This window comes from Ruegeria sp. BC3, assembly GCF_056539265.1.
Genome location: NZ_JBQFUP010000004.1, coordinates 351,319 through 375,776 on the forward strand (window position 1 = coordinate 351,319; position 24,458 = coordinate 375,776).

General features: G+C 59.1%; 25 protein-coding genes. 16 read left to right on the forward strand and 9 right to left on the reverse strand.

The window, feature by feature from the left end:
* Window positions 1-4: 4 nt before the first annotated feature.
* Together ACR0MV_RS13655 and ACR0MV_RS13660 are read right to left on the reverse strand one after the other, a co-directional pair.
* Entirely contained in the window at window positions 5-1,744 is a 1,740-nt protein-coding gene (locus ACR0MV_RS13655; RefSeq protein ID WP_480702446.1) for a heparinase II/III family protein, read from the reverse strand.
* Between the two features lie 90 nt (window positions 1,745-1,834).
* Window positions 1,835-3,091 (reverse strand): RsmB/NOP family class I SAM-dependent RNA methyltransferase, encoded by a 1,257-nt coding sequence (locus tag ACR0MV_RS13660; RefSeq protein ID WP_480702447.1) that lies wholly within the window; start codon window positions 3,089-3,091, stop codon window positions 1,835-1,837.
* 89 nt (window positions 3,092-3,180) lie between these two features.
* Between ACR0MV_RS13660 and ACR0MV_RS13665 the strand changes: the two genes are divergently transcribed.
* A complete protein-coding gene (locus ACR0MV_RS13665) occupies window positions 3,181-3,363 on the forward strand; it encodes a DUF1674 domain-containing protein (RefSeq protein WP_170425738.1) in 183 nt (60 codons plus the stop codon).
* 4 nt (window positions 3,364-3,367) lie between these two features.
* Here ACR0MV_RS13665 and ACR0MV_RS13670 read toward each other — a convergent pair whose 3' ends face one another.
* On the reverse strand, window positions 3,368-4,222 hold the full coding sequence (locus tag ACR0MV_RS13670; RefSeq protein ID WP_480702448.1) for a LysR family transcriptional regulator: 855 nt from the start codon (window positions 4,220-4,222) through the stop codon (window positions 3,368-3,370).
* A gap of 97 nt (window positions 4,223-4,319) precedes the next feature.
* Here ACR0MV_RS13670 and tmpA point away from each other — a divergent pair, with 97 nt between their 5' ends.
* The 4 genes from tmpA (at window position 4,320) to ACR0MV_RS13690 (ending at window position 7,671) form a co-directional block, all read left to right on the forward strand.
* Window positions 4,320-5,456: a 2-trimethylaminoethylphosphonate dioxygenase gene (gene tmpA, locus ACR0MV_RS13675; RefSeq protein ID WP_480702449.1), complete on the forward strand. Its 1,137-nt coding sequence runs from the start codon at window positions 4,320-4,322 to the stop codon at window positions 5,454-5,456.
* The gene (tmpB, locus tag ACR0MV_RS13680; protein WP_170425744.1) at window positions 5,453-6,043 is read left to right on the forward strand and encodes a (R)-1-hydroxy-2-trimethylaminoethylphosphonate oxygenase; all 591 of its coding nucleotides are present in this window, start codon (window positions 5,453-5,455) and stop codon (window positions 6,041-6,043) included. Before tmpA ends, tmpB begins: the two co-directional genes overlap by 4 nt.
* A complete protein-coding gene (locus ACR0MV_RS13685) occupies window positions 6,040-6,708 on the forward strand; it encodes an ureidoglycolate lyase (RefSeq protein ID WP_170425746.1) in 669 nt (222 codons plus the stop codon). The genes tmpB and ACR0MV_RS13685 overlap by 4 nt, the downstream gene beginning before the upstream one ends.
* A gap of 105 nt (window positions 6,709-6,813) precedes the next feature.
* Window positions 6,814-7,671 carry a hypothetical protein gene (locus ACR0MV_RS13690; RefSeq protein WP_480702450.1) on the forward strand — a complete coding sequence of 286 codons (858 nt, stop codon included), beginning with the start codon at window positions 6,814-6,816 and terminating at the stop codon, window positions 7,669-7,671.
* 6 nt (window positions 7,672-7,677) lie between these two features.
* Here the strand turns inward: ACR0MV_RS13690 and dapB are convergent, their stop codons facing one another.
* A complete protein-coding gene (dapB, locus tag ACR0MV_RS13695) occupies window positions 7,678-8,487 on the reverse strand; it encodes a 4-hydroxy-tetrahydrodipicolinate reductase (protein ID WP_480702451.1) in 810 nt (269 codons plus the stop codon).
* Window positions 8,488-8,578: 91 nt separating this feature from the next.
* Here dapB and rbfA point away from each other — a divergent pair, with 91 nt between their 5' ends.
* The 6 genes from rbfA to rpsO all read left to right on the forward strand — a co-directional run bounded on the left by rbfA (window position 8,579) and on the right by rpsO (window position 12,712).
* On the forward strand, window positions 8,579-8,974 hold the full coding sequence (rbfA, locus tag ACR0MV_RS13700; protein WP_010438628.1) for a 30S ribosome-binding factor RbfA: 396 nt from the start codon (window positions 8,579-8,581) through the stop codon (window positions 8,972-8,974).
* The gene (locus ACR0MV_RS13705; protein ID WP_480702452.1) at window positions 8,971-9,708 is read left to right on the forward strand and encodes a phosphodiester glycosidase family protein; all 738 of its coding nucleotides are present in this window, start codon (window positions 8,971-8,973) and stop codon (window positions 9,706-9,708) included. The genes rbfA and ACR0MV_RS13705 overlap by 4 nt, the downstream gene beginning before the upstream one ends.
* Window positions 9,709-9,768: 60 nt before the next feature.
* The gene (gene truB / locus ACR0MV_RS13710; protein ID WP_480702453.1) at window positions 9,769-10,674 is read left to right on the forward strand and encodes a tRNA pseudouridine(55) synthase TruB; all 906 of its coding nucleotides are present in this window, start codon (window positions 9,769-9,771) and stop codon (window positions 10,672-10,674) included.
* A 21-nt stretch (window positions 10,675-10,695) separates the two neighbouring features.
* Window positions 10,696-11,199, forward strand: a complete 504-nt coding sequence (locus ACR0MV_RS13715; RefSeq protein WP_480702454.1) for a DUF1643 domain-containing protein — start codon at window positions 10,696-10,698, stop codon at window positions 11,197-11,199.
* Window positions 11,200-11,294: 95 nt separating this feature from the next.
* On the forward strand, window positions 11,295-12,299 hold the full coding sequence (locus ACR0MV_RS13720) for a calcium-binding protein (RefSeq protein ID WP_480702455.1): 1,005 nt from the start codon (window positions 11,295-11,297) through the stop codon (window positions 12,297-12,299).
* Between the two features lie 143 nt (window positions 12,300-12,442).
* A complete protein-coding gene (gene rpsO, locus ACR0MV_RS13725; protein WP_008757925.1) occupies window positions 12,443-12,712 on the forward strand; it encodes a 30S ribosomal protein S15 in 270 nt (89 codons plus the stop codon).
* Window positions 12,713-12,839: 127 nt separating this feature from the next.
* Here the strand turns inward: rpsO and ACR0MV_RS13730 are convergent, their stop codons facing one another.
* Window positions 12,840-13,217, reverse strand: a complete 378-nt coding sequence (locus ACR0MV_RS13730) for a winged helix-turn-helix transcriptional regulator (protein ID WP_170382053.1) — start codon at window positions 13,215-13,217, stop codon at window positions 12,840-12,842.
* A gap of 182 nt (window positions 13,218-13,399) precedes the next feature.
* Between ACR0MV_RS13730 and ACR0MV_RS13735 the strand changes: the two genes are divergently transcribed.
* Window positions 13,400-14,170, forward strand: coding sequence for a nuclear transport factor 2 family protein (locus ACR0MV_RS13735; RefSeq protein WP_480702456.1), 771 nt, complete (start codon window positions 13,400-13,402; stop codon window positions 14,168-14,170).
* A gap of 86 nt (window positions 14,171-14,256) precedes the next feature.
* Here ACR0MV_RS13735 and ACR0MV_RS13740 read toward each other — a convergent pair whose 3' ends face one another.
* Entirely contained in the window at window positions 14,257-15,858 is a 1,602-nt protein-coding gene (locus tag ACR0MV_RS13740) for a BCCT family transporter (protein WP_475207003.1), read from the reverse strand.
* A gap of 390 nt (window positions 15,859-16,248) precedes the next feature.
* On the opposite strand from ACR0MV_RS13740, the gene pnp reads away from it, so the two are divergent.
* The gene (gene pnp, locus ACR0MV_RS13745) at window positions 16,249-18,396 is read left to right on the forward strand and encodes a polyribonucleotide nucleotidyltransferase (protein WP_480702457.1); all 2,148 of its coding nucleotides are present in this window, start codon (window positions 16,249-16,251) and stop codon (window positions 18,394-18,396) included.
* Window positions 18,397-18,588: 192 nt separating this feature from the next.
* Window positions 18,589-19,521, forward strand: a complete 933-nt coding sequence (locus ACR0MV_RS13750; RefSeq protein ID WP_480702458.1) for a hypothetical protein — start codon at window positions 18,589-18,591, stop codon at window positions 19,519-19,521.
* Between the two features lie 59 nt (window positions 19,522-19,580).
* Here ACR0MV_RS13750 and ACR0MV_RS13755 read toward each other — a convergent pair whose 3' ends face one another.
* Window positions 19,581-20,216, reverse strand: a complete 636-nt coding sequence (locus tag ACR0MV_RS13755) for a DUF1326 domain-containing protein (RefSeq protein WP_480702459.1) — start codon at window positions 20,214-20,216, stop codon at window positions 19,581-19,583.
* 193 nt (window positions 20,217-20,409) lie between these two features.
* Between ACR0MV_RS13755 and ACR0MV_RS13760 the strand changes: the two genes are divergently transcribed.
* Entirely contained in the window at window positions 20,410-21,132 is a 723-nt protein-coding gene (locus ACR0MV_RS13760; protein WP_480702460.1) for a glycosyltransferase family 25 protein, read from the forward strand.
* A gap of 44 nt (window positions 21,133-21,176) precedes the next feature.
* Here ACR0MV_RS13760 and ACR0MV_RS13765 read toward each other — a convergent pair whose 3' ends face one another.
* On the reverse strand, window positions 21,177-21,827 hold the full coding sequence (locus ACR0MV_RS13765) for a peroxiredoxin (RefSeq protein ID WP_170425774.1): 651 nt from the start codon (window positions 21,825-21,827) through the stop codon (window positions 21,177-21,179).
* A gap of 205 nt (window positions 21,828-22,032) precedes the next feature.
* On the opposite strand from ACR0MV_RS13765, the gene ACR0MV_RS13770 reads away from it, so the two are divergent.
* Window positions 22,033-23,469, forward strand: coding sequence for an aldehyde dehydrogenase family protein (locus tag ACR0MV_RS13770; protein ID WP_480702461.1), 1,437 nt, complete (start codon window positions 22,033-22,035; stop codon window positions 23,467-23,469).
* Window positions 23,470-23,517: 48 nt separating this feature from the next.
* Here ACR0MV_RS13770 and ACR0MV_RS13775 read toward each other — a convergent pair whose 3' ends face one another.
* Complete coding sequence (locus ACR0MV_RS13775) at window positions 23,518-24,420, reverse strand: cation diffusion facilitator family transporter (RefSeq protein ID WP_480702462.1); 903 nt, start codon at window positions 24,418-24,420, stop codon at window positions 23,518-23,520.
* Window positions 24,421-24,458 lie beyond the last annotated feature (38 nt).

Below are 24,458 nucleotides of genomic sequence, written 5' to 3' on the forward strand. Positions count from 1 at the left end.
GGCGTCAGTCAAACTCGGGCTCGTCCCGGTGCAGATCGCGTACAGCATAGGCTGTATCCTGTGCCTTGCTCAGCGTCCACCGGATGCGGGTCGCATACTCCATTGCGCGCCCGGATAGAACGATCTGTTTTGTCGCGCGTGGCTTTAATCGGCCTTTTTCAAGATAAACGCTTGGCTCAACTGACAATTTTCCTACGCCATCATGGCGGAAAACCCAAATCTCGCCGCTTTTGAGCGCCATCGACACCGCCGCCCCACCCAAATCCAGCGCTGCATCCACGTCCGGATGCAGGTGAAACCGGACATTAAACCCGATGCCCTTGAGGCCAGAGGCGTCCAGCGCCTTGTCAAACTGCCTCTTCGCCTTGTCCGTGGCGGTCAGCAGAATGTCCTCACACGCCAGTTCACGCCCGTCAAAGCGCAGCTCGAACGTGCGGGCGTGGGTCAACCCAAAGACCTTGGTATATCCGTCATGCCCGGCCATGAACCGTGTGCCTTCGATAGCGTCCTCAAAGTCGACCGGGACCTCTTGTGGCGCATCCACCAGCGCCTCACGTTCGCTGCCGGGAGTGGGATCGGCCAACCGAGCACTCGAATACCCATCCAGGCACAACGTCGAGTGAGACGGTGTAGCCCTGCCCGCGCGTCGCCATTCCATCCCAAAGCTTTCGCCCGAGCCACAATTCACGATCAGCGGCCTGCGGCCCGAAGTCAGCTCGAACGCGAGGGTCGAGGCATGAGCATTGAAGGACGCCGCCCCCTTGGGCGGCGGGCTGGCGTCCACGATGACACTGGTCCGCGCTGCGTAAAGGCGGGCAAACCCCATGGAAAGCCCAGAGGCGTGCTGCGGTCTCACCCCGCTTTGAGCAAGGGCCTGATCCAGACGCCCCTCGACCCCGCGCCCGCCGCCATGAAACCGGGCCAGCGCCCCGTCCGAATGGCGCAGACTACGCAAGGTGGGGGCCATGCGTTTGATGGCATTCGCCTGCGCCCCGGGCGTGCCGCGCCCCAACTCACTGAGCGCCGCAGAGGTCCAGGCCAACAGCGTAAAGACCTCAAGCAGTTCTTCCGGGTTTCGGGTCGGGATACCGCCCTGAGCATCAATCTGGCTGTCGCATTCGCGTGCCAGGGCCCGCAGGGCCGGATCGGCCAGTTGTTCCAACCCCTCCAACGCTAGCCCAGCCTGCACCAGACCGGCCAACGCCTCGAAACGGGGCAGCCCCGGTGTTGCCGCCTTCCAGCGTTTGGACAGAAACCATGTCTGCTGCGCCAAGGCGCGGAAGAAGATCTTGCGCTGCGTGTCGTCCATGCCGCGCAGCAGGAATGCCGCGTGATTGATCCAGCGGATCACGCGCCGTCCGGTCAGATCCGGGGCCCAGCCCGGCCCCTGGCCGCGACCATGCGCCTTGATCCATCCCCACACCCACCGCTGCGCTTTTTCGCGGGCGCGCATGTCACCCACAGCGGCAAGATCGTCCAACCAGGCAAAGCCGTGACGTTCATTATCGAAACCGGTGCTGGGGGCGAGAACATCCCACAGCTCGGTGTCTTGCGCCTCGACCAGATAGCCTGCGAACAGCAAATTCCCGGCAACCAGCTGACGTCCGCGGGCAAATGACCCAACTGTGCGTGGTTCGGGCTCGCCAACAAACCCCGAGACCGCTTTGCGCCGCTGGCTGAGCCGCGCGTAGAGACGGTTCTGAAACCGTGTCCACCTATTGGTCATGGAATCCGTCTTTGACATGACGCTCGTTACTCTGCCCCTTGCGCTCTGCTGGCGCCTGAGACCCAACGATAGACCGCCACGATCGTCAAGTCATCGAAAAGCGTGTCATTACGTCGATTTGTTCAGGCAGGCGATATAGAACCCGTCCATTCCGCCGCGATCCGGCCAGTAATCAGGACGCAGACGCAAGCCGCCTTCTTCGGTAATCCAACCTGGTTCGACCCCGGCAATGCTCAGGGCGTCGCGGTCCACGGCCATTTCGGGATATTGATCCAAAGCCTCTTCAACCTGCACCTCGCCCTCATCCGGCAGCAAAGAGCAGGTGCAATAGACCAGCCGGCCTCCGGGTTTCAGCAAGGTCCAGGCGTGGGCCAGCATTTGGGCCTGCAACTCGATCAACCCGCCGAATTCCGAGCCGTCTTTGGCAAAGGGCAGATCTGGGTGGCGGCGGATCGTTCCTGTGGCCGAACAGGGCGCGTCCAGCAGGATAGCATCGTACTGACCCTGATGTTCCAACGCGTCACCGGCAATGACAGTCGCCTTCAATCCGGTGCGCTGAAGGTTTTCGCGCACCCGTTCCAACCGGTTCTCGGACACATCCAGCGCGGTGACTTCAGCCCCGGCAGCGGCCAGTTGCAACGTCTTGCCCCCCGGCGCGGCGCAAAGGTCGAGTATCTTTTCACCGGGCTTTGGGCCCAGCACACGGACCGGCAACGCAGCGGCGGCGTCCTGTACCCACCAGCCGCCTGTGTCATAGCCCGGCAGCGCCGAAACCTGCCCGGCATCTTGCACACGCATCGACCCGGTCGGCAGCGCCTCACCCGGACCGCTTGCGCCTGGCTTTACAGTGATGTCCAGTGGTGCGCCGTTGAAATGCGCCTGTTCCATTCCGGCAATTGCGTCATCGCCCCATGCCATGATCAGCGGATCGCGCAACCATTCCGGCAATCGCGGAACCCGCATTTTGGGCCAGGCCCCGGGGCCTTCGGCGGCCACTTTGCGCAGAACCGCGTTGACCAACCCTTTGAGCCGCCCATGTTTGCGCGACCGGCCCACAATCTCGACCATCGAATTGACCACCCCATGCGCAGCTTCGCCGTGGCACAGCTCAACAGCGCCCAGACGCAGGGCATTGTGCACGGTCAGGGCCGGTGTCCGGTTCAGGTGATTGTCCAGCAGGCGGTCTGCGCGTTCGAGCCCGCGAAGGGTCTCTAACGTCAGGCGTTGCGCCCGCGCGCGATCTTCAGGCCCCAGCCGATCCAGCGCGCCGGCAGCCAGACACTCGGACAACAGCCGCCCCTCTCCCAGAATCTGATCCAGCAGATAGATCGCGCTGCGTCGCGCCGCTGTTGCGTTGTCGGACATGGAACCGCCTTTGATGAAACCCTCATCCACATTGCCAAATGCGGACGGGGGCGTATATCAAGCCCGTGCACGGAAAGGAACCCGATGTCATGAGTGACGACCGCAAAGACCTGCCCCCCGCAGCCCAGCGTGCGCTGGCCGAAGCAGAAGAGCGCCGCAAAAAGGCCGAGGCTGAGGCCAAAGAGTTGCCCAAGGAACTGGGCGGGCGTGACGGTCCCGACCCGGCCCGTTACGGAGATTGGGAGAAAAAGGGCATCGCAATCGACTTCTGATTGCTCATCCCCGCAACGCGTCCAGAAAATCCGAAATCAGGGCACGCTGTTTTTTGGACTTTGCCCTATCTTCGGGCCAGGTCAGCCAATAACCATCTTTCGTTTTTAACTCGGGCAGGTTCAACCTGCGCAACCGGCCTGCTTGCAAATCTCCCTTTGCCAAAGCGACTGACCCTAGCGCCACGCCCATACCTTGCCGCGCCGCTGACAACGCATGTTCCATTGAATCAAAGCTGATATTCGACGTCGTAACTTCGCCCTGATCCGTTTTTCGCGCCCAGTCCCGCCATCCGGGCCGCTCCCCTCGCAGATCGATCAAAGGCGCGCCCCATTCCACGCCCGGTGCTGCCATCGGCACCAGCACTTCAGGAGCGATGAGTTCGGAATCCCGCCCCGGCCATGCACCGCGGCCGTAGCGGATTTGCAGCCATGTCCGCTCCTCATCCAAGGAAGAGCGGCGCGCAACGGAATCCGTCATCACACGCACTTTCGGCCGCACCTCCTGAAACCGGGCGAGGCTGGGCACCACCAGCGCGTGGATGTTGGACGACAACCCCGCCACGCGCAGTTCACGCGGGGACTTTCCAAACAAATCCTCGGTGTTCCGTTCAAGCGCCTGAAGGCTGTCTTGCACCAAGGGCAGATAGCTTTCGCCTTCAACGGTCAGCGACACGCCTCGTGCCTCACGCACAAACAATGTCCGTCCCAACCAGGCCTCAAGATTACCGATCCGCTGACTGACCGCCGCCTGAGTCAGGCCGAATTCCCGTGCGGCTGCTGAAAAACCGCCCAGACGCCCCGCCGCTTCGAACACGCGCAACCAATCCAATGGCGGCAACCCGATCTTTTTCTTAGCCATTAGTTTTTCCAAGTCTCAGCAGAAAGAAGGATTAATTGTGGTAATGCCATAAGGCGCGTATCTGCTCAAGCAAAGCCGCGCTGAACAGGAGACCCCCATGCTGCGCATCGCCACTCACGACGCCACGGTCATAACCATTGAATTTGACACCGGCACCACCGCCCGTTTCCACGCCATCTGGCTGCGCGACAATGCGCTGGACCCAGAAACCCGCGCCCCCGGCAACGGTCAGCGTCTGATCACCATCGGTGATATCCCCTCAGACATTTCTGTCAGTGCCGCCGAGGTTCGAAACGGAGATCTGACCGTTACTTTCCAACCGGAAGATAAGACCGTCACCTTCCCCGCCGATTGGCTGGCCACGCACAGCTATGACCACGACCATGACCTCGCAACCGGGCGGACCGCCCCCGGCATCACTACGTGGGAACGCGGCATCGACGCGCCCAGCGCAGATTGGGACGAGGTTCATGCCAACCCGGCGGCCAAACGTGGCTGGCTGGCGGCAGTGGCCGAGTACGGCTTTGCCAAGCTGACCGGCGGGCCGACCGAACCGGAGTCGCTGCTGAAGGTGGCCGATCTGTTCGGTTATGTCCGCCAAACCAACTATGGCCCCTATTTCGAGGTTCGGACTGAGGTGAACCCCACCAACCTCGCTTATACCGGCCTTGGCCTGCAGGCGCATACCGACAATCCCTATCGCGATCCGGTTCCGACGCTGCAAATTCTGTACTGCCTTGAGAACAGCGCCGAGGGCGGCGACTCAATCGTGGTCGATGGCTTCCGCGCCGCCGAGAAGCTGCGCGAACAGAACCCCGATGGGTTTGCCTTGCTGGCAGGCTATCCCGCGCGGTTCGAATACAAAGGCTCGGACGGTGTCTGCCTGCGTTCCCGCCGCCCGATGATCGAACTATCGCCGGATGGCGAGCTTGTTGGTATCCGTTTCAACAACCGCTCGACCGCACCGCTGGTCGATATCCCGTTCGACCAGATGGAGGCCTACTACGCCGCTTATCGCCAATTGGGTGAAATCATCGACGACCCGGCCATGGGCGTGTCGTTCAAATTGGAACCGGGCGAGAGCTTTATCGTCGACAACACCCGCGTCCTTCACGCGCGTCTGGGCTATTCCGGAGCGGGCTCGCGGTGGTTGCAGGGATGTTACGCCGACAAGGACGGTCTGCTGTCAACGCTGGCGGCAATGGAAATGGACCAGCCGGAGGCGGCGGAATGAAACCCGATTTCTCGACCTTGAACCGGGACAATATCGTGGCCTTCATCGGGGATATCTTCGACCGCCGGGGCGGCGAAGAGTACCTCGGCGAGCCCGTCACCATGGCCGAACATATGCTGCAAGGCGCGACCATCGCCGAACAGAACGGTCAGCCTGAGGAAATCATCGTCGGCGCGCTGCTGCACGATATCGGTCATTTCACATCCGAGTTCGGAACGTACCACCCGGATGATACCGAAGACCGCCATCATGAGGACGCGGGCGCGGAAGTGCTGGAACAGTTCTTCCCCTCGGTCATCACCGATTGCTGCCGCTATCACGTCGCGGCCAAACGCTATCTCTGCGCCACCAAACCCGAATATTTCAATCGGCTCTCTGCTGCTTCGGTTCATACGCTGGAATTGCAAGGTGGTCCGATGAATGCAGAAGAGGTCGCAGAATTCGAAGCCAACCCGAACCTGAAAGAAATCATTCAGGTCCGGTATCTGGATGAGGCAGGCAAGCGCGCCGATATGGAAACACCGGATTTCGCCCATTTCGCACCCATGGTGCAGCGCATGGTCGACAAGCATCTGGGCGCATCATGACCGCGCCGGAATACATTTTCGAGGCCAGTTCCAAACCGTCCCTGCCCTGGCACGAAGTCCCTCTGATCCGGGCCACGGACGAGACAGTCAAAGGCTATGGTTGTCTGGTCGACGATCCCGACACGTTTGAGATCGAGATCGTGCGCTGGCCCCAACAGGGCTGGCGCCCGATCGACGAAGGAACCGGCGACGAGGGCGGTTGGGTCGAAGGCACGTTCAAATGTAACTGGCAGGGCGATGTTCTCTACGGCGAAAACGAAGCAGTGAAAGGGCATTATGTGCTCGGCTGGTCTGCGGACCCGCAACAGGCGCAGACGACGCGGCAAACCGCGCCGCGCGATCAGGTTCTGCTGTGGCACATGAATTATCATCCGGATGGAGGTCAGATGTTCTGGCCGTTGGACAACAAGCCCTTCATCGTCCCCGTCGCCCTGCCCGGAGACAACCTGACGCCGGACAAAGTGGTGGCCTTCTGGTGCGATGGGTCACGCGGCCTCTACATCCATCCCGGCATCTGGCATGAGGGGATTTTCCCGGTCGAAGACAATCAGCGGTTCCTCGACCGGCAAGGTAAAGTCCACGCCCGTGTCAGCGCGGATATCGGTAAGGAATTCGGAGTTTACCTCGCCTGCCCGCTCCGGGTCGACAGAATCAAGGACCTCTGAAGGACCGGGCAAAACGCTGGTATCGCGCATGTTCACAATCCCTTAACCATTGGCGGCCACATCTGTGATACGCTCGACAATGTCCACCTCAAAGGGAGGCCTCTGATGGGATTGAATAGGCGTCGCGTGGTTCAGCTTGGAACCGCAGCAACGGTCGGAACCCTGCTTCCGCGTGTCGGGGCTGCGGCCACTAACCAGAATGAGACGTTCGAACAGGAGTTCGCGAACACGCTCAATCAACTGAGAACCGCGTTCACCGAGCTTGGTTTTAGTGAGGCTGAGCCCCTCTCGCTGGCCTCGGGTGTCGATGACTATAACGGCGGGTTTCGGCACGATTTCGATCAGTCCGTGCTGCCTTGGGGAGAATACGTGATTCAGCCGCTGGCGCGCGTTGCGGATGTTGACGAAAAGTCACGAGCCGATGTGTTGCCCCTTTTTCACGAGGTGGGCTGTCATCCTGCTGATGCCGATGGGCAGACCACGACCCGGCTGATGATGCAAATTCTGACCCAGAGCTTTGACCTCGACCCGTCCCGCATCGCCTTTGTCAGCGTGCCGCAAGCCGACGACATGCGCCCGGTGCTGGACGCGTTGGGCCTGCCTTTCAGCGAAAAGGTACTGTTGCGCGATGAGGCCGAGGCACTGGCCGCGCGCGATGCCTCGGGCTTTTTCTTCCCCGACCCGTTTGGTGATGAGTACCTTGTGACCATGGGCGTCTACTATCGGCTGGGTGGTGCGGACGAAACGGCCCCTAAAGCTTACCCACCGTCCGACAACTGGACCGAAATCGGCGAGGTCGTGATCGGCGGACAGGCCGCACCCCTTGGCATATCCATAGGGGCCGAACGCCTGACTTACGCGCGTACAGGCCAATACCCGACCTGGGACCAGCGACTAGGCGCGCTGTTTTCCCGGATTGAGGGTGAAGGCGCTGAACCGCCCGGACTTTCCGCGTTCCGCTAGAGGCGATTAAAGCCCCAGCACGTCCACCATGTCGTATTGGCCCGGATCTTTCCCCTGACCCCACAGCGCCGCCTTCAGTGCGCCACGGGCAAAGATGGCACGGTCGGTGGCCAGATGGCGCAGAACGATACGCTCGCCGGGGGCAGCGAACAGGACGTCATGCTCGCCGACAATGTCTCCACCACGAATGGCATGAAATCCGATGTCGCCGCGCTTGCGCGCGCCTGTAATGCCGTCGCGGCCCCGATCTGCCACATCCGCTAGCTTGACACCGCGCCCTTCGGCGGCGGCCTCGCCCAGCATCAGCGCGGTGCCCGAAGGTGCATCGACCTTATGGTGGTGGTGGCCTTCGATCACTTCGATATCGAAATCCTCATCCAGCGCGGCCGCGACTTTCTTGGTCAATTGCACCAGCAGGTTCACCCCGAGGCTCATATTCCCGGCCCGCACGATCACCGCATGGCGAGACGCAGGCTCAAGCGCCGCGATCTGCTCATCCGTCATGCCTGTGGTGCCGATCACATGGACACAACGCGCCTGCGCAGCCAGCGCAGCAAACTCCAGCGTTGCCTCGGGCGCGGTAAAGTCGATCACCGCCTGCGCCTGCGCGAACGCCTCAAGCGGGTCGTCGGTCACAGTGACGCCCAGCGGCTGGCCGCCCATTGCCGTGCCAACATCCTGTCCGATCCAGTCATGACCTTTACGCTCGACCACCCCAACAAGACGCGCCTGATCGCTGTCAGTGACAGTCTTGATCAGCATCTGCCCCATACGGCCCGAAGCCCCTGTGATGACGATCCCCGGAATATGGGTCATTGCGCTGGTCCTTTCGCGTTAGTCGGCTCAAAGCCTCCTACCCGGTTCGCGCCCGCTTGGCAAAGCCCAGCTTTGGGCTTAGATCGGAGTTATGGCAAAGAACAAATTCCACGATGGCCCCGGCCCGTCCCAACGACAGCTGCGTGTCGGCGAACTAATCCGTCGCACCCTGTCCGAAGTTCTGGCGCGCGGAGATGTCCACGACCCCGACTTGAACCGTATGTCGATCACCGTGGGTGAGGTGCGCACCTCGCCCGATCTGAAGATCGCCACCGCCTATGTGCTGCCGTTGGGCGGCAAAGGGCAGGAAGACGTTATCGAACTGCTCGCCCGCAACAAGGGTGAGCTGCGGCGCATGGTCGGCAAAAAAGTTGGCCTGAAATTCTCGCCCGATCTGCGGTTCCGTCTGGATGACACGTTCGATCGACTGGACGACACCCGCCGCATGTTCGAACAGGACGCGGTGCGCCGCGATCTGGACGAGTGATCCGCGCAATTGTCACTCTGGGCGCGGTCCTGTGGGCGGCGCAGGCCTCTGCGGTCACTTGCGAGAAACTGACCCATGAGGACAAGCGGTACACCATCTGCGAGGTGGATGCCGCCAACGAAGATCTGCGTCTGTTCCTGAATGACAAAAACGGAGACCTGCTCGGGCACTTCTCATCGGTGAATGATGCTCTGGGCCCTGATGATAAACGTCTGGCCTTTGCGATGAACGCAGGCATGTATCACGACGACCGCTCGCCGGTTGGACACTACGTCGAAGACGGGCAAGAGCAGATGCGCGTCATCCCGAACGCCGGGCCGGGCAATTTCGGATTGCTGCCGAACGGGGTGTTCTGCATCCGGGACGGTCGGGCCGACGTGTTTGAAACGTTGGATTACGTTAATCAGGCTCCACAGTGCCGTTTTGCCACCCAATCCGGCCCGATGTTGGTCATTGACGGCGAATTGCACCCGCGCTTTCTGGTGGATTCAACTTCGCGCTATGTGCGCAACGGGGTGGGCACTAGCGAAAATGGCACCCGTGCCGTATTCGCGATCTCAGATGATTACGTGACGTTTCACGAATTCGGCAGCCTGTTCCGGGACGTGCTGAACACGCCGAATGCGCTGTTCTTCGATGGCAATATCTCGCGCATGTATGACCGGGCGAACAACCGCTCGGATGTCGGGTTCTCGCTGGGGCCGATCGTCGGCGTGGTCGAAGACGCACCCTGAAATTGACAGGGGCAGAGCTATCCGCTAACTCGCGCGCCTCAGCAAGATTCAAGGTGTAGAATGGGACGCAAACGCAAGGGTCGCGACATTTCCGGTTGGCTGGTGGTGGACAAGCCTGCGGGCATGACCTCGACGTCGGTCGTCAACAAGGTGCGTTGGGCGATGGACGCCAAGAAAGCGGGCCATGCAGGTACGCTGGACCCCGAGGCGACGGGCGTACTGGCCGTGGCTTTGGGTGAGGCGACGAAGACCGTTCCCTATATCACCGATGCTTTGAAAGCCTACACTTTCACCGTGCGTTTGGGGCAGGCCACCAATACCGACGATGCAGAGGGCGAAGTGATTGCGACCAGCGATGCGCGCCCTTCGGATGAGGACATCAAACAGGCCCTAGCCCCCTTTCTGGGTGACATCATGCAGGTCCCCCCGAAATTCTCGGCCGTCAAGATCGACGGTCAGCGTGCCTATAAGTTGGCCCGCGATGGTGAGGAAGTCGAACTGTCTGCCCGCCCGTTGTGGGTAGAGGAATTGATCCTGGTCGACCGTCCCGACGCGGATCACGTGGTGTTGGAGATGACCTGCGGCAAAGGCGGGTACGTCCGCTCGATCGCCCGCGATCTGGGCGCGGCGTTGGGGTGCCTTGGCCACGTCAAGGAGTTACGCCGCATCTGGTCCGGCCCGTTCGAGGTCGACGACGGGCTGTCTATCGAACAGATCGACGAGATGGCCAAGACAACCGCCCTGGACGACTACCTGCATCCGCTGGAAATCGGCCTCGCCGAACTGCCCGAGCTGAAATGCACACCCGAAGGTGCCACCCGCCTGCGCAATGGTAACCCGGGTATGGTTCTGGCCTCGGATGTCGAATACGGAGACGAGGCCTGGGCCTCGCTGGACGGCAAGGCCGTGGCGGTTGGGATCTACAAATCCGGCGAATTGCACCCCAGCCGGGTGTTCGTCGCCTGAACGCCGTGCTAGGCGGGTGTCATGATCACCCGTTCGCACACCAAGGGCGACGCGCCCTCGACCGCCATCTATTCCGATTGCGAGAAGTATCGCTATAGCCTGACCCGTGTCTGGGATACGGGCGGGCGCAAGGCGCTGTTCGTGATGCTGAACCCCTCTACCGCGACCGAAGTGCAGAACGACCCGACAGTCGAACGTTGCGAACGCCGCGCGCGAGCTTTGGGGTTCGGAGCGTTTCAGGTGACCAACATCTTTGCCTGGCGCGACACCGACCCGCGCAAGATGCGCGCCGCCGCCGATCCGGTTGGCCCAGAAAACGACGCAGCAATTCTGGACGGCGTCGGATGGGCCGACCAGGTCATCGCAGCATGGGGCACGCACGGCGCACATCTGGAACGCGGCCCAGCGGTGGAGGCCCTGTTGCGCGGCACCGGCCAGCCCCTGTTTCATCTGGGCCTGACCAAGGACGGCCACCCCAAACACCCACTTTACATCGCATATACACAACAGCCCGAACCGTGGTGACCAAAGGTTAACCACAAGTCCAGCTTGGCTTTGACCAACTGACTGATCACATGGGATATTTCACCTTCGGAGAAGTCCGTTCTCGGAGGGTTACCATGTTTCTAGTAGGACTAATTGGCTTGGCAGCAATGGGTGGTGCAGCTTTTGCGGTGGGTGATCTGTTCGACTCTGACGAAGAAGAGGAGGAGGATGACATCATCGAGGATGAACCGCCCGAGGTGTCAGAGGGGAACTTTCTGGACGTGGGTGAAAACGTCGACGACCCGGAGCCTTCGACCGGCACCGTCATCTCAGAGTTTGAGGGGGATTTGATCATCGCGGGGGACGACGGCGCGGATGTTCTGACCGGGCAGGACGGCGACGATCAGATCAACGGCTACGGCGGCGATGACACGGTGATCGGCGGCCCTGGCGATGACACTCTGCATGGCGGAGAGGGCACCGATACTATCGCGGGTGGCGGCGGTGACGACGTTCTTCATGGCGAAGACGGCGACGATACCCTGTCTGGCGATGAAGGCGATGACAGGCTTTATGGCCATTTCGGCGCGGATAGATTGGATGGCGGCGAGGGCGACGACGAACTCTATGGTGGTCAGGATAACGATACCCTGACCGGCGGTGAAGGTGAGGACGCCCTACACGGTGGGTACGGCGATGACGTGCTGGAAGGTGGTTCCGGTGAAGATGTGCTGTTCGGCGGTGATGGAGACGACGTTCTGTCAGGCGATGACGGCGAAACCGAAGAGTCGGTCGACTTTCTGAACGGCGGCGCCGGGCATGACACGATCATGGCGCATAGCGGCGATGTGGTGACCGGCGGCGACGGCGCAGACAGCATCCAGTTGGCACCCGAGGACGGCGACGCACCGGTCAAAGTGATGGATTTCGAACCCGGCCAAGACAAGCTGTTGATCTCCTGGGAGGGGGAAGAAGAGCCAGACATCCAGCTTGAAACCGACACTGAGAACGAAAACCTGACCCGTGTACTGGTCGACGGGCAGAACGTCGCCCAACTGCTGGGGGCGGAGGGGCTGACGGTGGATGACATCCAACTGATCAACGGGCAGGATTTGTCACAGCTTGGCGCGCTTGGCTGACGCCGCAGATTCCCTTTGCCATTTGCCTCAAATCCGCTTATACGCGCCCATCCGTATCGGAATCGGTGCGGATTTCTCCATGGGCCTGTGCTGGACGACATCCCGGCCTGTGCCATTCACTCTAACCTTTAAAGGAGACCCCGATGTCGATTACTGCCGCTGAAAAAGCACGCGTCATGAAAGAATTCGCAACCAAAGACGGCGACACCGGTTCGCCAGAAGTCCAGGTTGCCATCCTGACCTCGCGCATCACCACCCTGACCGAGCACTTCAAGACCCACAAAAAAGACAACCACGGTCGTCGCGGCCTGCTGAAGATGGTCGCCCAGCGTCGTAAGCTGCTGGACTACCTGAAGGGCAAAGAAGAAGCGCGCTATCAGGACCTGATCAAAAAGCTGGGCATCCGCCGCTAAGCGCTTTTTGGACAAGATCTGAAACCGGTTTTTCGGTTTTGCGCCCGCCTATTTGGCGGGCGTTTTTTTTGTTGCTCGGCGGTGGTATCGGTGTGTTTGTCAGTCCGATATGCGGACGCAGATGACCTCAGTCCGTATGCGCGCGCTCATATTCCATGCGCGCAGATTTCACTTCATCCATTTGCTCATGAGACCAGTAGACAAGCGGCTTGAGCAGTTCCAACAGGCTGCGACCCAAAGGCGTTAGCGCATAGGACACCGCAACAGGCGGGCCGGGGTCGACCGTCCGCGTCAGGTAACCATCGCGCTGCAGCCCGCGCAAGTTTTCCGTCAGCACCCGTTGTGTTACGTCACCGATACAGCGCTTCAGCTCTCCAAACCGCTTCGGCTCGTCTTCCAGCGCAAGAATAATGATCATGCGCCACTTTCCGGTCACGTTAGAGAGAACCGAACGTATCGAACAGTTTGATGCTTCGGCCTTGCTGTTGACGCCGATGGGGAGCATGTGATCCTCCGGTGCGAATTTGATACTTGCAGCGATCATAATACCATTAGGTTACAATTCAACCTACTGTTTTTTAACGTAGTATCCTCGAAGTAACCATGTGATTTTAAAGTGCGTAATTGATATGTGGTGCGTTTTGGATACCTACTATTACCACAACTCGAATCAACAGGAACTTATCCATGACCCCGAAAGAGCTTGTCCTTGCGCTGTTCTCGGCCGCCTTTATCGAACACGACCCCGACGCTGCGCGCCAGCTGGTGAGGCCCGACTATATACAACACAACCCTCAGGTCCCGACCGGGGCAGACGGGTTGTTGGGGTTGATCCCTCTGGTCGCACAATCCGGCATGACCGCAAAAACCCATCGCGTGATCGTCGAGGGTGACATGGTTGTGCTGCACAATACCTATGACAATGCCGATGCGTTCGGCGCGTCCTCACTTGCGGCTTTTGACATTTTCCGCGTGGAAGACGGAAAGGTTGTTGAGCATTGGGACAATCTGCAACCCATTCCCGAAACGACAGCGTCCGGGCGCGGCATGACGGATGGGCCGACCGAGATCACTGACCTCGATAAGACGCAAGAGAACAAGGAATTGGTCCTGGGCTTTGTACGCGACGTATTGGGGGGTGCCGCGCCCGAGAACGTCGCACATTACATGGACCCCGAGGTTTATATGCAGCACAACCCCTCGATCGACGACGGTTTGACAGGGCTGATGGCCGCGATCAAGGCCTTTGCCGCGCAGGGTATGGTTATCACCAAGTTCGAACCGCAATTCGCTGTCGCTGAGGGAAACTTCGTGTTTGTGGCAACCGATGCCACCATGGGCGGCGAGCCCTGGGCGTTCTTCGACCTGTGGCGGGTTGAAGACGGGAAAATCGTTGAACATTGGGATGTTGTCTCGCCCATTCCCGCTGAAATGGCGCATGACAACGGCAAATTTTAGAACCTAAAAGTCGAACCAAAGACCGTAATACACAAACTCAAAAAACCGCCCGCCATTTGGCGGGCGTTTGCTTTTCCTGGCGAGCGTTAGATCTTTGCCTTCTCCGACTTCAGCGCCAGCCATAGGCAATAGCACATCATCAGAACCACCAGCGTGAACGGAATACCGGTCGAGACCGCAGCGCCTTGCAGTGCCGCCAGGCCGCCTCCGAGCAGCAGGGCGATGGCGACGAGACCTTCCAACGTGCACCAGAACACACGCTGAACGACAGGGGCGTCCATCTTGCCGCCCGCTGTAATCGTGTCGATCACCAGCGAGCCGGAATCCGATGAGGTGACAAAGAAGATCACGATCAGGACCAGAGCGATCGGTGCCACGATGCCGTAGAGCGGAAGTTCTTTCAGGAACCCGAACAGAGCGCCTTCGGGGGCATAGCTTGCAATCACCGTCGCATGCACACCTTCGGCTCCGCCTTCATTCAGCATGTCGATCGCAGCGCCTCCGAATGTCGACATCCACAAGGCGCAGACAGCCGTGGGGGCCAGCAGCGCGCAGATCATGAACTCGCGCACTGTACGCCCACGCGAAATCCGCGCGATGAACATACCCACAAAGGGCGACCAAGCGATCCACCAAGCCCAGTAGAAGGTCGTCCAGCCATGGAAGTAACTGGTATCCTCACGCCCGAACGGATTGGACAGGGCGGGCAAATGCAGAACGTAATCCTTCATCACGTTGAAATACCGCGCCATGGCCGTTCCAAAGCCCGTCACAGCGATCACGAAGACGAACAGCCCGACGGCCATGATCATGTTGATCTCACTCAGCCGTTTGACGCCCGCATCCATCCCCATCAGAACCGAGCCCATGGCGATCAACGTAATGCCGATGATCAGCAGGACTACAACGGTTGAACTGGGTTCGATCCCAAACACCTCATTCAAACCGGCCGCGACCTGTTGCGCGCCCAGCCCCAGAGAGGTCGTCAGCCCGAACAACGTCGCAAACACCGCCAGCGTGTCAATGATATGGCCCCACCAACCCCAGACACGCTCGCCCAGAATGGGATAGAACGCGGATCGCAGGGTCAAAGGCAGGTTCAGGTTGTATGCGAAGATGGCAAGGCTAAGCCCCACCGCCGCATAGACGGCCCAGGCCTCAAGACCCCAATGGTGAATGGTGCCCATCACGCCCGCGTATTCGTTGCCGGGCACCGCGATATCGATACCCAAGGGCCGTGCGTTTCCGTCTTCGGCAAAGTTGTAATAGACCGGCTCCATCACACCGAAAAACAGAAGCCCGATGCCGATACCGGCGGCGAACATCATCGCGATCCACCCGGGATAGGAATAGTCGGGTTTGGCGTCCTTGCCGCCAATGCGCACTTTGCCCACAGGCAGGATGATCAAGGCCAGGCAGAACAGTGTGATTGCGTTCACCGACAACACCAGAAACCAGTCGAATGTGCTGGTTAGCCAGGGCCTGAGCCATCCAAAGAACGAGGCCGCCGCTTCCTGATTGGCCAATGCGATCAGAACGAACGCAAAGATCAGGATACTGGATATCAGGAAGACCGGATTGTGAATATCCAGACCGAACGGGCGGACGTTGTCCTGCCCCAGTTCGTACTCGGTTTCGAAATCATAGATCCGTGGATCCGGATCCAGCATTTTCTTGGTCTGAGCCATACTATGCCCCTCTGTTCGCTGGGTGCAAACGCCAAGGTATTCTGCCGGATGACGGTCATGAATTATCCAATCCCTTGGCGCGCTCCCGTCATGTCGACCTTGGGGGAAGTGTTAAGATGTTACATCCAAAGCAATATTTCTCAAAACGCATTCTTTTTGCAGAATGTTTTGCGCTCAGCCGGCATCAATACACGACCCTGCCGTGCGTGCTCGGACGCGTTCGGTTTCCCTTTCCTTTGGGTCCAATCTCATGTATGCGCCTGACATCTGAGACGTTGTGCCCTGACCCCGGCACTCGAATGGAAGATAAAGTGGGGTCGGCGGCAATGGGGCCGCCATGCAAAACCGGAGACCCGCAGGGGCGGGAGTGCTCCGTTCTAGGATACGCATATGTTTGATGTAACGAAGAAATCGATGCAGTGGGGCGAAGAGAGGCTGACACTGGAAACCGGCAAGGTTGCCCGTCAGGCGGACGGCACCGTGATTGCCACGCTGGGCGAAACCAGCGTCATGGCCAACGTGACCTTTGCCAAGCAACAAAAGCCCGGTCAGGACTTTTTCCCGCTGACCGTGCACTACCAAGAAAAGTACTATGCCGCCGGTAAGGTTCCGGGTGGCTTCTTCAAGCGCGAGGCGCGCCCGACCGAGAAAGAGACGCTGACCGCGCGTCTGATCGACCGTCCGATCCGCCCGCTGTTCGTTGACGGCTTCAAAAACGAAGTTCTGGTCATGTGCACCGTGCTGAGCCACGATCTGGTCAACGATCCCGACATCGTTGCGATGATCGCTGCCTCGGCTGCTCTGACCATTTCCGGCGCGCCGTTCATGGGCCCGATCGCCGGTGCCCGTGTTGGTTTCGTGGATGGCGAATACGTGCTGAACCCGACCGTGGACGACATGCAGGACCTGCGCCTAAACCCCGAACAGCGTCTGGATCTGGTTGTTGCCGGTACCAAGAACGCCGTGATGATGGTGGAGTCGGAAGCGTACGAACTGTCCGAGGCCGAAATGCTGGGTGCCGTGAACTTTGCGCATGAGCAAATCCAGCCGGTTCTGGACCTGATCATCGATCTGGCCGAAGAGACCGCAAAAGAGCCGTTTGAATTCGTCGCCCCCGATTACTCGGAGCTGTACGCCGCTGTGTCCGCAGCTGGTGAAGAGCAGATGCGCGCCGCCTTCGCGATCACCGACAAGCAAGAGCGCACCGCTGCTGTTGCCGCTGCACGCGAAGCAATCAAGGAAGCGTTGACCGAGGAACAGCTGGAAGACGCGAACCTGGGTTCCGCGATGAAAAAGCTGGAAGCAGGCATCCTGCGCGGCGACGTTGTCAAAGGCGGCAAGCGCATCGACGGTCGCTCGACCACCGATGTCCGTGCCATCGATGCTGAAACCTCGCTGCTGCCGCGTACGCACGGTTCTGCCCTGTTCACCCGTGGTGAAACACAGGCACTGGCCGTGACCACGCTGGGCACCGGCGACGACGAACAGTTCATCGACGCACTGCACGGCAACTTCAAATCGAACTTCCTGCTGCACTATAACTTCCCTCCGTATTCGGTTGGTGAAGTTGGCCGCGTTGGTTCGCCCGGTCGCCGCGAAATCGGCCACGGCAAGCTGGCATGGCGCGCACTGCAGGCTGTTCTGCCCGCACCGACCGACTTCCCCTACACCATCCGCGTGGTGTCGGAGATCACTGAATCCAACGGCTCGTCCTCGATGGCTTCTGTCTGCGGCGGCTCGCTGTCGATGATGGATGCGGGTGTACCGCTGAAAGCACCGGTTGCCGGTGTGGCCATGGGTCTGATCCTGGAAGATGACGGTGATTATGCTGTTCTGACCGACATTCTGGGTGACGAAGACCACCTGGGCGACATGGACTTCAAAGTGGCGGGTACCGAGAACGGCATCACCTCGCTGCAGATGGACATCAAGGTCGCAGGCATCACGCCGCAGATCATGGAAACCGCTCTGGCACAGGCCAAAGAAGGCCGGATGCATATTCTGGGCGAGATGGGCAAAGCGCTGTCCGAGACCAACGAATTCTCGGTCCACGCTCCGCGCATCGAGACTATGAACATCCCGACCGACAAGATCCGTGAAGTGATCGGCTCGGGCGGTAAGGTCATCCGCGAGATCGTGGAAACCTCGGGTGCCAAGGTCGACATCAACGACGACGGCGTCATCAAGATCGCCTCGCCTGACGGTGAATCGATCAAGAAGGCCTATGACATGATCTATTCGATCGTGGCCGAGCCAGAAGAAGGTCAGGTTTACACCGGCAAAGTCGTGAAGATCGTCGATTTCGGCGCCTTCGTGAACTTCTTTGGCAAGCGCGACGGTCTGGTCCACGTGTCCCAGATCGAGAACCGCCGCCTGAACCATCCGTCGGATGTTCTGAAGGAAGGTCAGGAAGTAAAGGTCAAGCTTCTGGGCTTTGACGACCGCGGCAAGGTGCGCCTGTCGATGAAAGTTGTCGATCAGGAGACCGGCGAAGAGATCGTTCCCGAGAAGAAAGAAAAGAAAGAAGACGCAGAGTAATCTGCCCTACTTTTCAATAGCAAAGGCTCCGGTGGAAACACCGGGGCCTTTGTCTTTTGTGCCTCAGCGTTTCTGAACGCGCCTTAATGAACTTTAGGAAATCTTAATTCAAAACACCCCGGAATTAACGTGAAGCTGCTCATCCATCAGGTGTAAATTTCGCACATAGTTATCATGTTAAAGGGTGAAAAAATGGCCAAGCAGATTGCAGTTGATGTCGGCGACGGAGCCGCAAAAACAAACAGCGTCACATTGGTGGAAGGCGACAAGTACTATTTTGGGAATGTCAGCACAGCCAGCGACGATTTCGACGGCATCATGAGCACCAATTCGACTTATGACGATATGGTCGAGTTGTTCTATCAAGCGCTCGGCGGGAATGTTGAAGGTGTGAAAGTCACCGGGCTGGATTGCGACGGATACACGTTGGAAATCACCAACGACGCTGGTGTTACGGATACGTTGCGGGTGAATGCGGATATGTCTTTGCTAGACCAGAACAGCGGTTTTGGCGGCAACGTTGGCGACAATCGCGAGTCCTTCAATGTGGTCTCGGCGACCGACAATACCAAAAACAGCAAGATCATCGGCACTAGCAAAAACTATGTGGACGATGAACTGGGCGCAGTCGGAGGAATCGGCGATCTGGTCGGTGGATCCGCCAAAGGCGAAAGCGACTATCAGGCGCTCTTGCAAGCAGCTCTGGACGGCGATCCCCGGGTGACATTGCTGGATATCGACGGCAGCAGCTTTACGATCCAGATCAACAGGAACGATGTCACCGATACGTTTTTGGTCAAAGACGCAGGTGGGATCATTGCAAATGTGTTCGGCCCGGATTCGTTGATCAACCCAAAGAACAAAGTTGACCAGTTTGTTTTCGTGTCCGCGGATGACGCGCCCGGCAAGAAAATCGGTATCGGTACCGACGCGGTCGCTGCCCCAGACGAACCCGACCCCCTGGGCGGTTCCCTCAAGGTTCAGGATCTGGCCGGAGTGGTCGCGCAGGCAGATCAGATTGAAAATGTCACCGTTACGGAAATCGGCGGGCTGACTCAGATTGAAATCGCGGGCAGCGACGGTTCGACAGATGTTGTAACGTTCGAAACGGATTGGCTGGTCTAATCACCGCAAACACGCATGCAAAGCGGGCGCTGCCTTACAGCGCCCGCTTGTTCTGACCGTTAGTGCGCCACCCCGGACGGCCCATGTTTCATCACATGCCACTGGCCATAGCTGTCATTCAGATCAAGCTTGATCGCCGCATCCGCCTTGGTCGAAGCGCTTCCGATCTCGGCCAAAGTGAATTCGATCCCACCGGGGATATCAATCCGCACGCGATGCGCACCGCCGCCGTGGGGCGCCTGGATTGGTTGGCCTTTAGATCGCAGAACATCGCCAATTTCGACCCGGGCTTTGCGTCCGTCCATATCCATTTCGAAATCAATCGGCACATAAAGAGTGTCGTGGACCGTGTCACACATGGCCCGGAACACGAACCAGTGGGTGGCCATTTCCTCGGTCTCCTCGCCATGAAAGACCTTCTCAAGCGCCGCGCGCTGCGCGTCTGATGCACTGGGATCAATGATCACCTGCATCTCTCCACCGCCTTCGAAAATCGGGCCGGGCCAGGCGTAGATCAGCGCCGCCTTGGTGCCAGACAGATCTAGATCGCCAAAGTGGCCCTTGGAGACGTCCAGCACTTCGAAGCCGCGGCAGTTGCCGTGGGTTGGCAATTCTTCGAATTGACAGGGGCAGGCATAGCTGCAGTTGCAATTCCCAAACGCGTCCCCTTCAAGGTACCAATCTGTAAAGGCCATCGTCTTCTCCTGTTCTGAACAGTTCAAAGCCCGACGTCTGAGGTAACTTGCCCGTTTCAACGAGTATAACATGTTTTGAGGCAATCGCACTGACGTCAACGCGCCCCGCGCCAAACCATCGGTTAGATCACGGGACGGTGTTTCTTTCGAGTTCCTCTTTCCCCCAAGGCCACCGTGTTCTATGCACGACGCCATGAAGTCTTTTGTCATCCACATGACCTCAAGCGCAGCGCGACGGCCCAACGCCGAACGTCTGTGCGCCGCTCTGCCGAATGCAGAATTGTTCGAGGCCGTGAATGGCAAAGACCCCGAACAAATCGCCGATGTTCAGCTGTTTCCCGGCGATCTGTACCGGCCCAGATACCCTTTTCCGCTGCGCGCAGCCGAGATCGGCGTTTTTGAAAGCCACCGCCGTATCTGGCGCAAGCTGGTGGATGAAAAGATAGATCGCGCGATCATCACCGAAGACGATCTGCGCATTGATCCGAGCCGCATGTCCGAAGCGTTAGAGATGTTGGACCCGATCGCGACCGAGGATCACTATATCCGTATTCCCGTGAAGCAACGCGAAAACGCGGCGCTGACTCTGGCCAGGCATAACGGGCTACGCCTGATCCTGCCCAAGGTCATAGGCCTGCAATGTGTTTGTCAAATGGTGGGTCGGCGCGCGGCTGAACGTTTGCTGGCAGTAACGAACAAGATCGATCGCCCAGTGGATACGTTCCTGCAGATGCACTGGATAACCGGCCAGCCGATTCTGTCGCTACAGGGCAGCGGCAATCAGGAAGTCGCTCAGGAGATCGGCGGATCGACCATTCAGACCAGCCCGCCGCTGGCTGACAAGCTAACGCGGGAGTTCAAGCGCGCCGCTTATCGTCGAAGGCTATATCAGTTCCCGCAGCACAATGCCGCCTGAACGCCTTTTGTATCGGGCGGGACAATAGCCCCGCCCGTGCTGATTTAGCTGGGCGCCTTTGTCTTGCGCAGATACGGGAAAATGGTCTCGAACTCGCCGAACTTCTCTTTCGCCTCTTCATTCGAGACGGCAGGAGGGATGATAACGTCTTCGCCCGGCACCCAGTTTGCAGGGGTCGCAACGCCTTTCGAGCTCATTTGCAGCCCATCCAACGCACGCAGGATTTCTGCAAAGTTGCGACCGACGGTCATCGGGTAGGTCATCGACAGTTTCAGCTGTTTGTCGGGGCCAATGATAAAGACTGAACGCACGGTCGCGCTGTCTGCGGGGGTGCGCCCATCGGGCAGATAAGCCTCGGCCGGCAGCATGTCGAACGCCTTGGAAACGGCCAAACCATCGTCAGCGATAATCGGGAAGCCGGGGTTGGCCTTGCCATAGGCCTCGATGTCCTTCTTCCACTTTCGGTGATCTTCGGCGCTGTCGACGGATACACCGATGACCTTGGTGTTGCGCGCGGCCCATTCGTCATTCAGCTGCGCCACGGCAGAAAACTCGGTGGTGCAGACCGGAGTGAAATCCTTGGGGTGCGAGAACAGGATTGCCCAGCTGTCGCCGATCCAGTCATGAAACTGAATGGTGCCCTGATCCGTTTCTGCGGTGAAATTCGGAACGGTGTCGTTGATGCGCAAACCCATGGGGCATCTCCTTTCGATGTAAAATATCCGAGTCGGTCGTCAAAGACCTAATAACTCTGGGCCATTGTTAAACCATCCGCAGACCAAAAGGGTACGGATTTCTGAGGAAATAATTTGATCAAATTCCTCCTTGCCACGCTGACCGGGCAGTGCCAGAGTAGCGCAAATTCCCGTTATCCGGGCCATAGGATCAGGAGGAAACGCGATGATCGAAAAGCGCAATTTCTACATCAACGGCGCATGGGTCGCCCCATCCGAGCCGCATGATTTCGAGGTGATCAACCCCTCGACCGAAGAACCTTGCGCCGTTATTTCGCTGGGCGCGCAGGCCGACACGGACGCCGCCGTTGCAGCTGCCAAAGCCGCCCTGCCCGGTTGGATGGCAACACCTGTGGAAGAGCGCATCGCCCTGGTCGAAAAGCTGATCGGGATTTACCAGTCCAGGTCCGAGGATTTGGCACAAGCCATGTCACTTGAGATGGGCGCGCCTATCGATATGGCTCGCACGCAGCAGGCTGGTGCGGGAATCTGGCACCTCAGCAACTTTGTCAAAGCGGCCAAGGCGTTTCAATTTGATCGCCCTCTGGGTGATCATGCTCCGAATGATCGGATCATTTATGAGGCCGTTGGCGTCGCGGCTCTGATCACGCCATGGAATTGGCCGATGAATCAGGTCACGCTCAAGGTCGGTGCGGCAGCAATTGCAGGCTGCACCATGGTTCTGAAACCATCCGAACAAAGCCCCCTGAACGCGATGATCTTTGCCGAGATGATGGACGAGGCCGGTTTCCCTGCCGGTGTGTTCAACCTAGTCAATGGCGACGGCGTCGGCGTTGGGTCGCAACTGTCGGCGCATCCGGATGTCGATATGGTCAGCTTTACCGGCTCAACCCGCGCCGGGACAGCGATCTCAAAAAACGCAGCCGATACTTTGAAGAAAGTGCATCTAGAGCTGGGCGGCAAAGGCGCGAACGTTGTCTTCGCAGACGCCGATGAAAAAGCTGTGAAGCGTGGCGTTCTGCACATGATGAACAACACGGGCCAAAGCTGTAACGCCCCCAGCCGTATGTTGGTGCAGCGCCCGATCTATGATCAGGCGGTCGAGACTGCGGCCGAAGTGGCCAACATGGTCTCGGTCGGCAGCGCGCAGGACGAAGGCCGCCATATCGGCCCCGTCGTGAACGAGGTGCAGTGGAACAAGATCCAGGACCTGATTCAGAAAGGCATCGATGAAGGCGCACGTCTGGTTGCGGGCGGCACTGGGCGGCCAGAGGGTCTGAACAAGGGTTACTATGTGCGCCCCACGGTTTTTGCCGATGCCAATAACCAGATGACAATCGCACGCGAGGAAATCTTTGGCCCGGTTCTGACGATGATCCCGTTTGACACCGAAGAAGAGGCCGTCGAGATCGCCAACGACACGCCTTATGGCCTGACCAACTATGTCCAGACACAGGACGGCGACCGCGCCAACCGTTTGGCGCGCGTGCTGCGCTCCGGCATGGTCGAGATGAACGGCCAGTCGCGCAGCGCAGGGTCGCCCTTTGGCGGCATGAAGCAATCCGGCAACGGACGCGAAGGCGGGCTGTGGGGGCTTGAGGATTTCCTTGAGGTCAAGGCCGTCTCAGGCTGGACGGCCTGATAGTCGCCACCCTTGACCACATAGCGAGGCGCAGATTGCGCTTCGCTGCTATGCCGGTTTTGCTTTCGACTGATGCAGTTCCGTGTCCGGCTCTAGGTGGATAACAAACACCGAACCGGGATACTTTTGGACCAAGGCTTCTTCAATGTCGTCGCAGATGACATGCGCGTCTGCGACCGACATCGCTCCGTCCACCACAAGGTGAAATTCCACAAAAATCATGTTGGCTGACCGGCGTCCCCGCAGGTCATGATATTCAAGCGCAGGTCCCAGATTAGCCTCGATCGTTTCGCGCACGGCACCCAACTCTCTGTCGGTCAAAGAAGCGTCCATTAGACCGTCGACCGAGCTTCGGATGACCTTCCAGCCTTCCCACAGGATGTTGATGGCCACCAGGATCGCGATGATCGGATCCAGGATGAACCACCCCGTCGCCATCGCCACCAGCAGGCCGACAACAACACCGACCGAAGTCATCAGGTCGGTCAGGATGTGCTTACCGCTGGCGACCAATGCAGGTGAGTTTTCGCGCCGACCGAACCGCAACAGCAGAAATGCCCAGATACCGTTCAGGCATGTTGCACCTATGTTGATGGCAATGCCCAGTATCGGCGCACCCGCCAGATGCGGCTCAAACAGCGCCGACGTGGCTTCGCGCAGGATCAACAGGGCCGCGAGGACAATCAGTGTACCTTCGACCACAGCCGAGAGGTATTCGGCTTTCTTATGCCCGAACGGGTGCTTTTTGTCCGGCGGCATTCCCGAGATTCGCACTGCAAAAAACGCCAGTAGCGCCGCTGCAACGTTTACAACCGATTCCAGAGCATCCGACAGCAGCGCAACAGACCCGGTGACCCACCACGCCAGCAGCTTGAGCAGCAGTACCGCAAGGGATACCGGAATGGCCCATGCCGCAATGGTTTGCGTGATGTTTCTGCTTGGCTGCCTCATAGGCCCTGACTATCACAGGTCACTTGGGCAGGCAGGTT

Bases quoted from the DNA above. Each gene is read 5' to 3' on its own strand.
- ACR0MV_RS13735 (WP_480702456.1), top strand. From the start codon at position 13,400: ATGACCCCGAAAGAGCTTGTCCTTGCGCTGTTCTCGGCCGCCTTTATC.
- ACR0MV_RS13720 (WP_480702455.1), top strand. From the start codon at position 11,295: ATGTTTCTAGTAGGACTAATTGGCTTGGCAGCAATGGGTGGTGCAGCT.
- tmpA (WP_480702449.1), top strand. From the start codon at position 4,320: ATGCTGCGCATCGCCACTCACGACGCCACGGTCATAACCATTGAATTT.
- rpsO (WP_008757925.1), top strand. From the start codon at position 12,443: ATGTCGATTACTGCCGCTGAAAAAGCACGCGTCATGAAAGAATTCGCA.
- pnp (WP_480702457.1), top strand. From the start codon at position 16,249: ATGTTTGATGTAACGAAGAAATCGATGCAGTGGGGCGAAGAGAGGCTG.
- rbfA (WP_010438628.1), top strand. From the start codon at position 8,579: ATGGCAAAGAACAAATTCCACGATGGCCCCGGCCCGTCCCAACGACAG.
- ACR0MV_RS13775 (WP_480702462.1), bottom strand. From the start codon at position 24,420: ATGAGGCAGCCAAGCAGAAACATCACGCAAACCATTGCGGCATGGGCC.
- ACR0MV_RS13660 (WP_480702447.1), bottom strand. From the start codon at position 3,091: ATGTCCGACAACGCAACAGCGGCGCGACGCAGCGCGATCTATCTGCTG.
- ACR0MV_RS13755 (WP_480702459.1), bottom strand. From the start codon at position 20,216: ATGGCCTTTACAGATTGGTACCTTGAAGGGGACGCGTTTGGGAATTGC.
- ACR0MV_RS13655 (WP_480702446.1), bottom strand. From the start codon at position 1,744: ATGTCAAAGACGGATTCCATGACCAATAGGTGGACACGGTTTCAGAAC.
- ACR0MV_RS13715 (WP_480702454.1), top strand. From the start codon at position 10,696: ATGATCACCCGTTCGCACACCAAGGGCGACGCGCCCTCGACCGCCATC.
- ACR0MV_RS13665 (WP_170425738.1), top strand. From the start codon at position 3,181: ATGAGTGACGACCGCAAAGACCTGCCCCCCGCAGCCCAGCGTGCGCTG.
- truB (WP_480702453.1), top strand. From the start codon at position 9,769: ATGGGACGCAAACGCAAGGGTCGCGACATTTCCGGTTGGCTGGTGGTG.
- ACR0MV_RS13765 (WP_170425774.1), bottom strand. From the start codon at position 21,827: ATGGGTTTGCGCATCAACGACACCGTTCCGAATTTCACCGCAGAAACG.
- ACR0MV_RS13770 (WP_480702461.1), top strand. From the start codon at position 22,033: ATGATCGAAAAGCGCAATTTCTACATCAACGGCGCATGGGTCGCCCCA.
- ACR0MV_RS13685 (WP_170425746.1), top strand. From the start codon at position 6,040: ATGACCGCGCCGGAATACATTTTCGAGGCCAGTTCCAAACCGTCCCTG.
- ACR0MV_RS13750 (WP_480702458.1), top strand. From the start codon at position 18,589: ATGGCCAAGCAGATTGCAGTTGATGTCGGCGACGGAGCCGCAAAAACA.
- dapB (WP_480702451.1), bottom strand. From the start codon at position 8,487: ATGACCCATATTCCGGGGATCGTCATCACAGGGGCTTCGGGCCGTATG.
- ACR0MV_RS13760 (WP_480702460.1), top strand. From the start codon at position 20,410: ATGAAGTCTTTTGTCATCCACATGACCTCAAGCGCAGCGCGACGGCCC.
- ACR0MV_RS13690 (WP_480702450.1), top strand. From the start codon at position 6,814: ATGGGATTGAATAGGCGTCGCGTGGTTCAGCTTGGAACCGCAGCAACG.
- ACR0MV_RS13730 (WP_170382053.1), bottom strand. From the start codon at position 13,217: ATGCTCCCCATCGGCGTCAACAGCAAGGCCGAAGCATCAAACTGTTCG.
- tmpB (WP_170425744.1), top strand. From the start codon at position 5,453: ATGAAACCCGATTTCTCGACCTTGAACCGGGACAATATCGTGGCCTTC.
- ACR0MV_RS13740 (WP_475207003.1), bottom strand. From the start codon at position 15,858: ATGGCTCAGACCAAGAAAATGCTGGATCCGGATCCACGGATCTATGAT.
- ACR0MV_RS13670 (WP_480702448.1), bottom strand. From the start codon at position 4,222: ATGGCTAAGAAAAAGATCGGGTTGCCGCCATTGGATTGGTTGCGCGTG.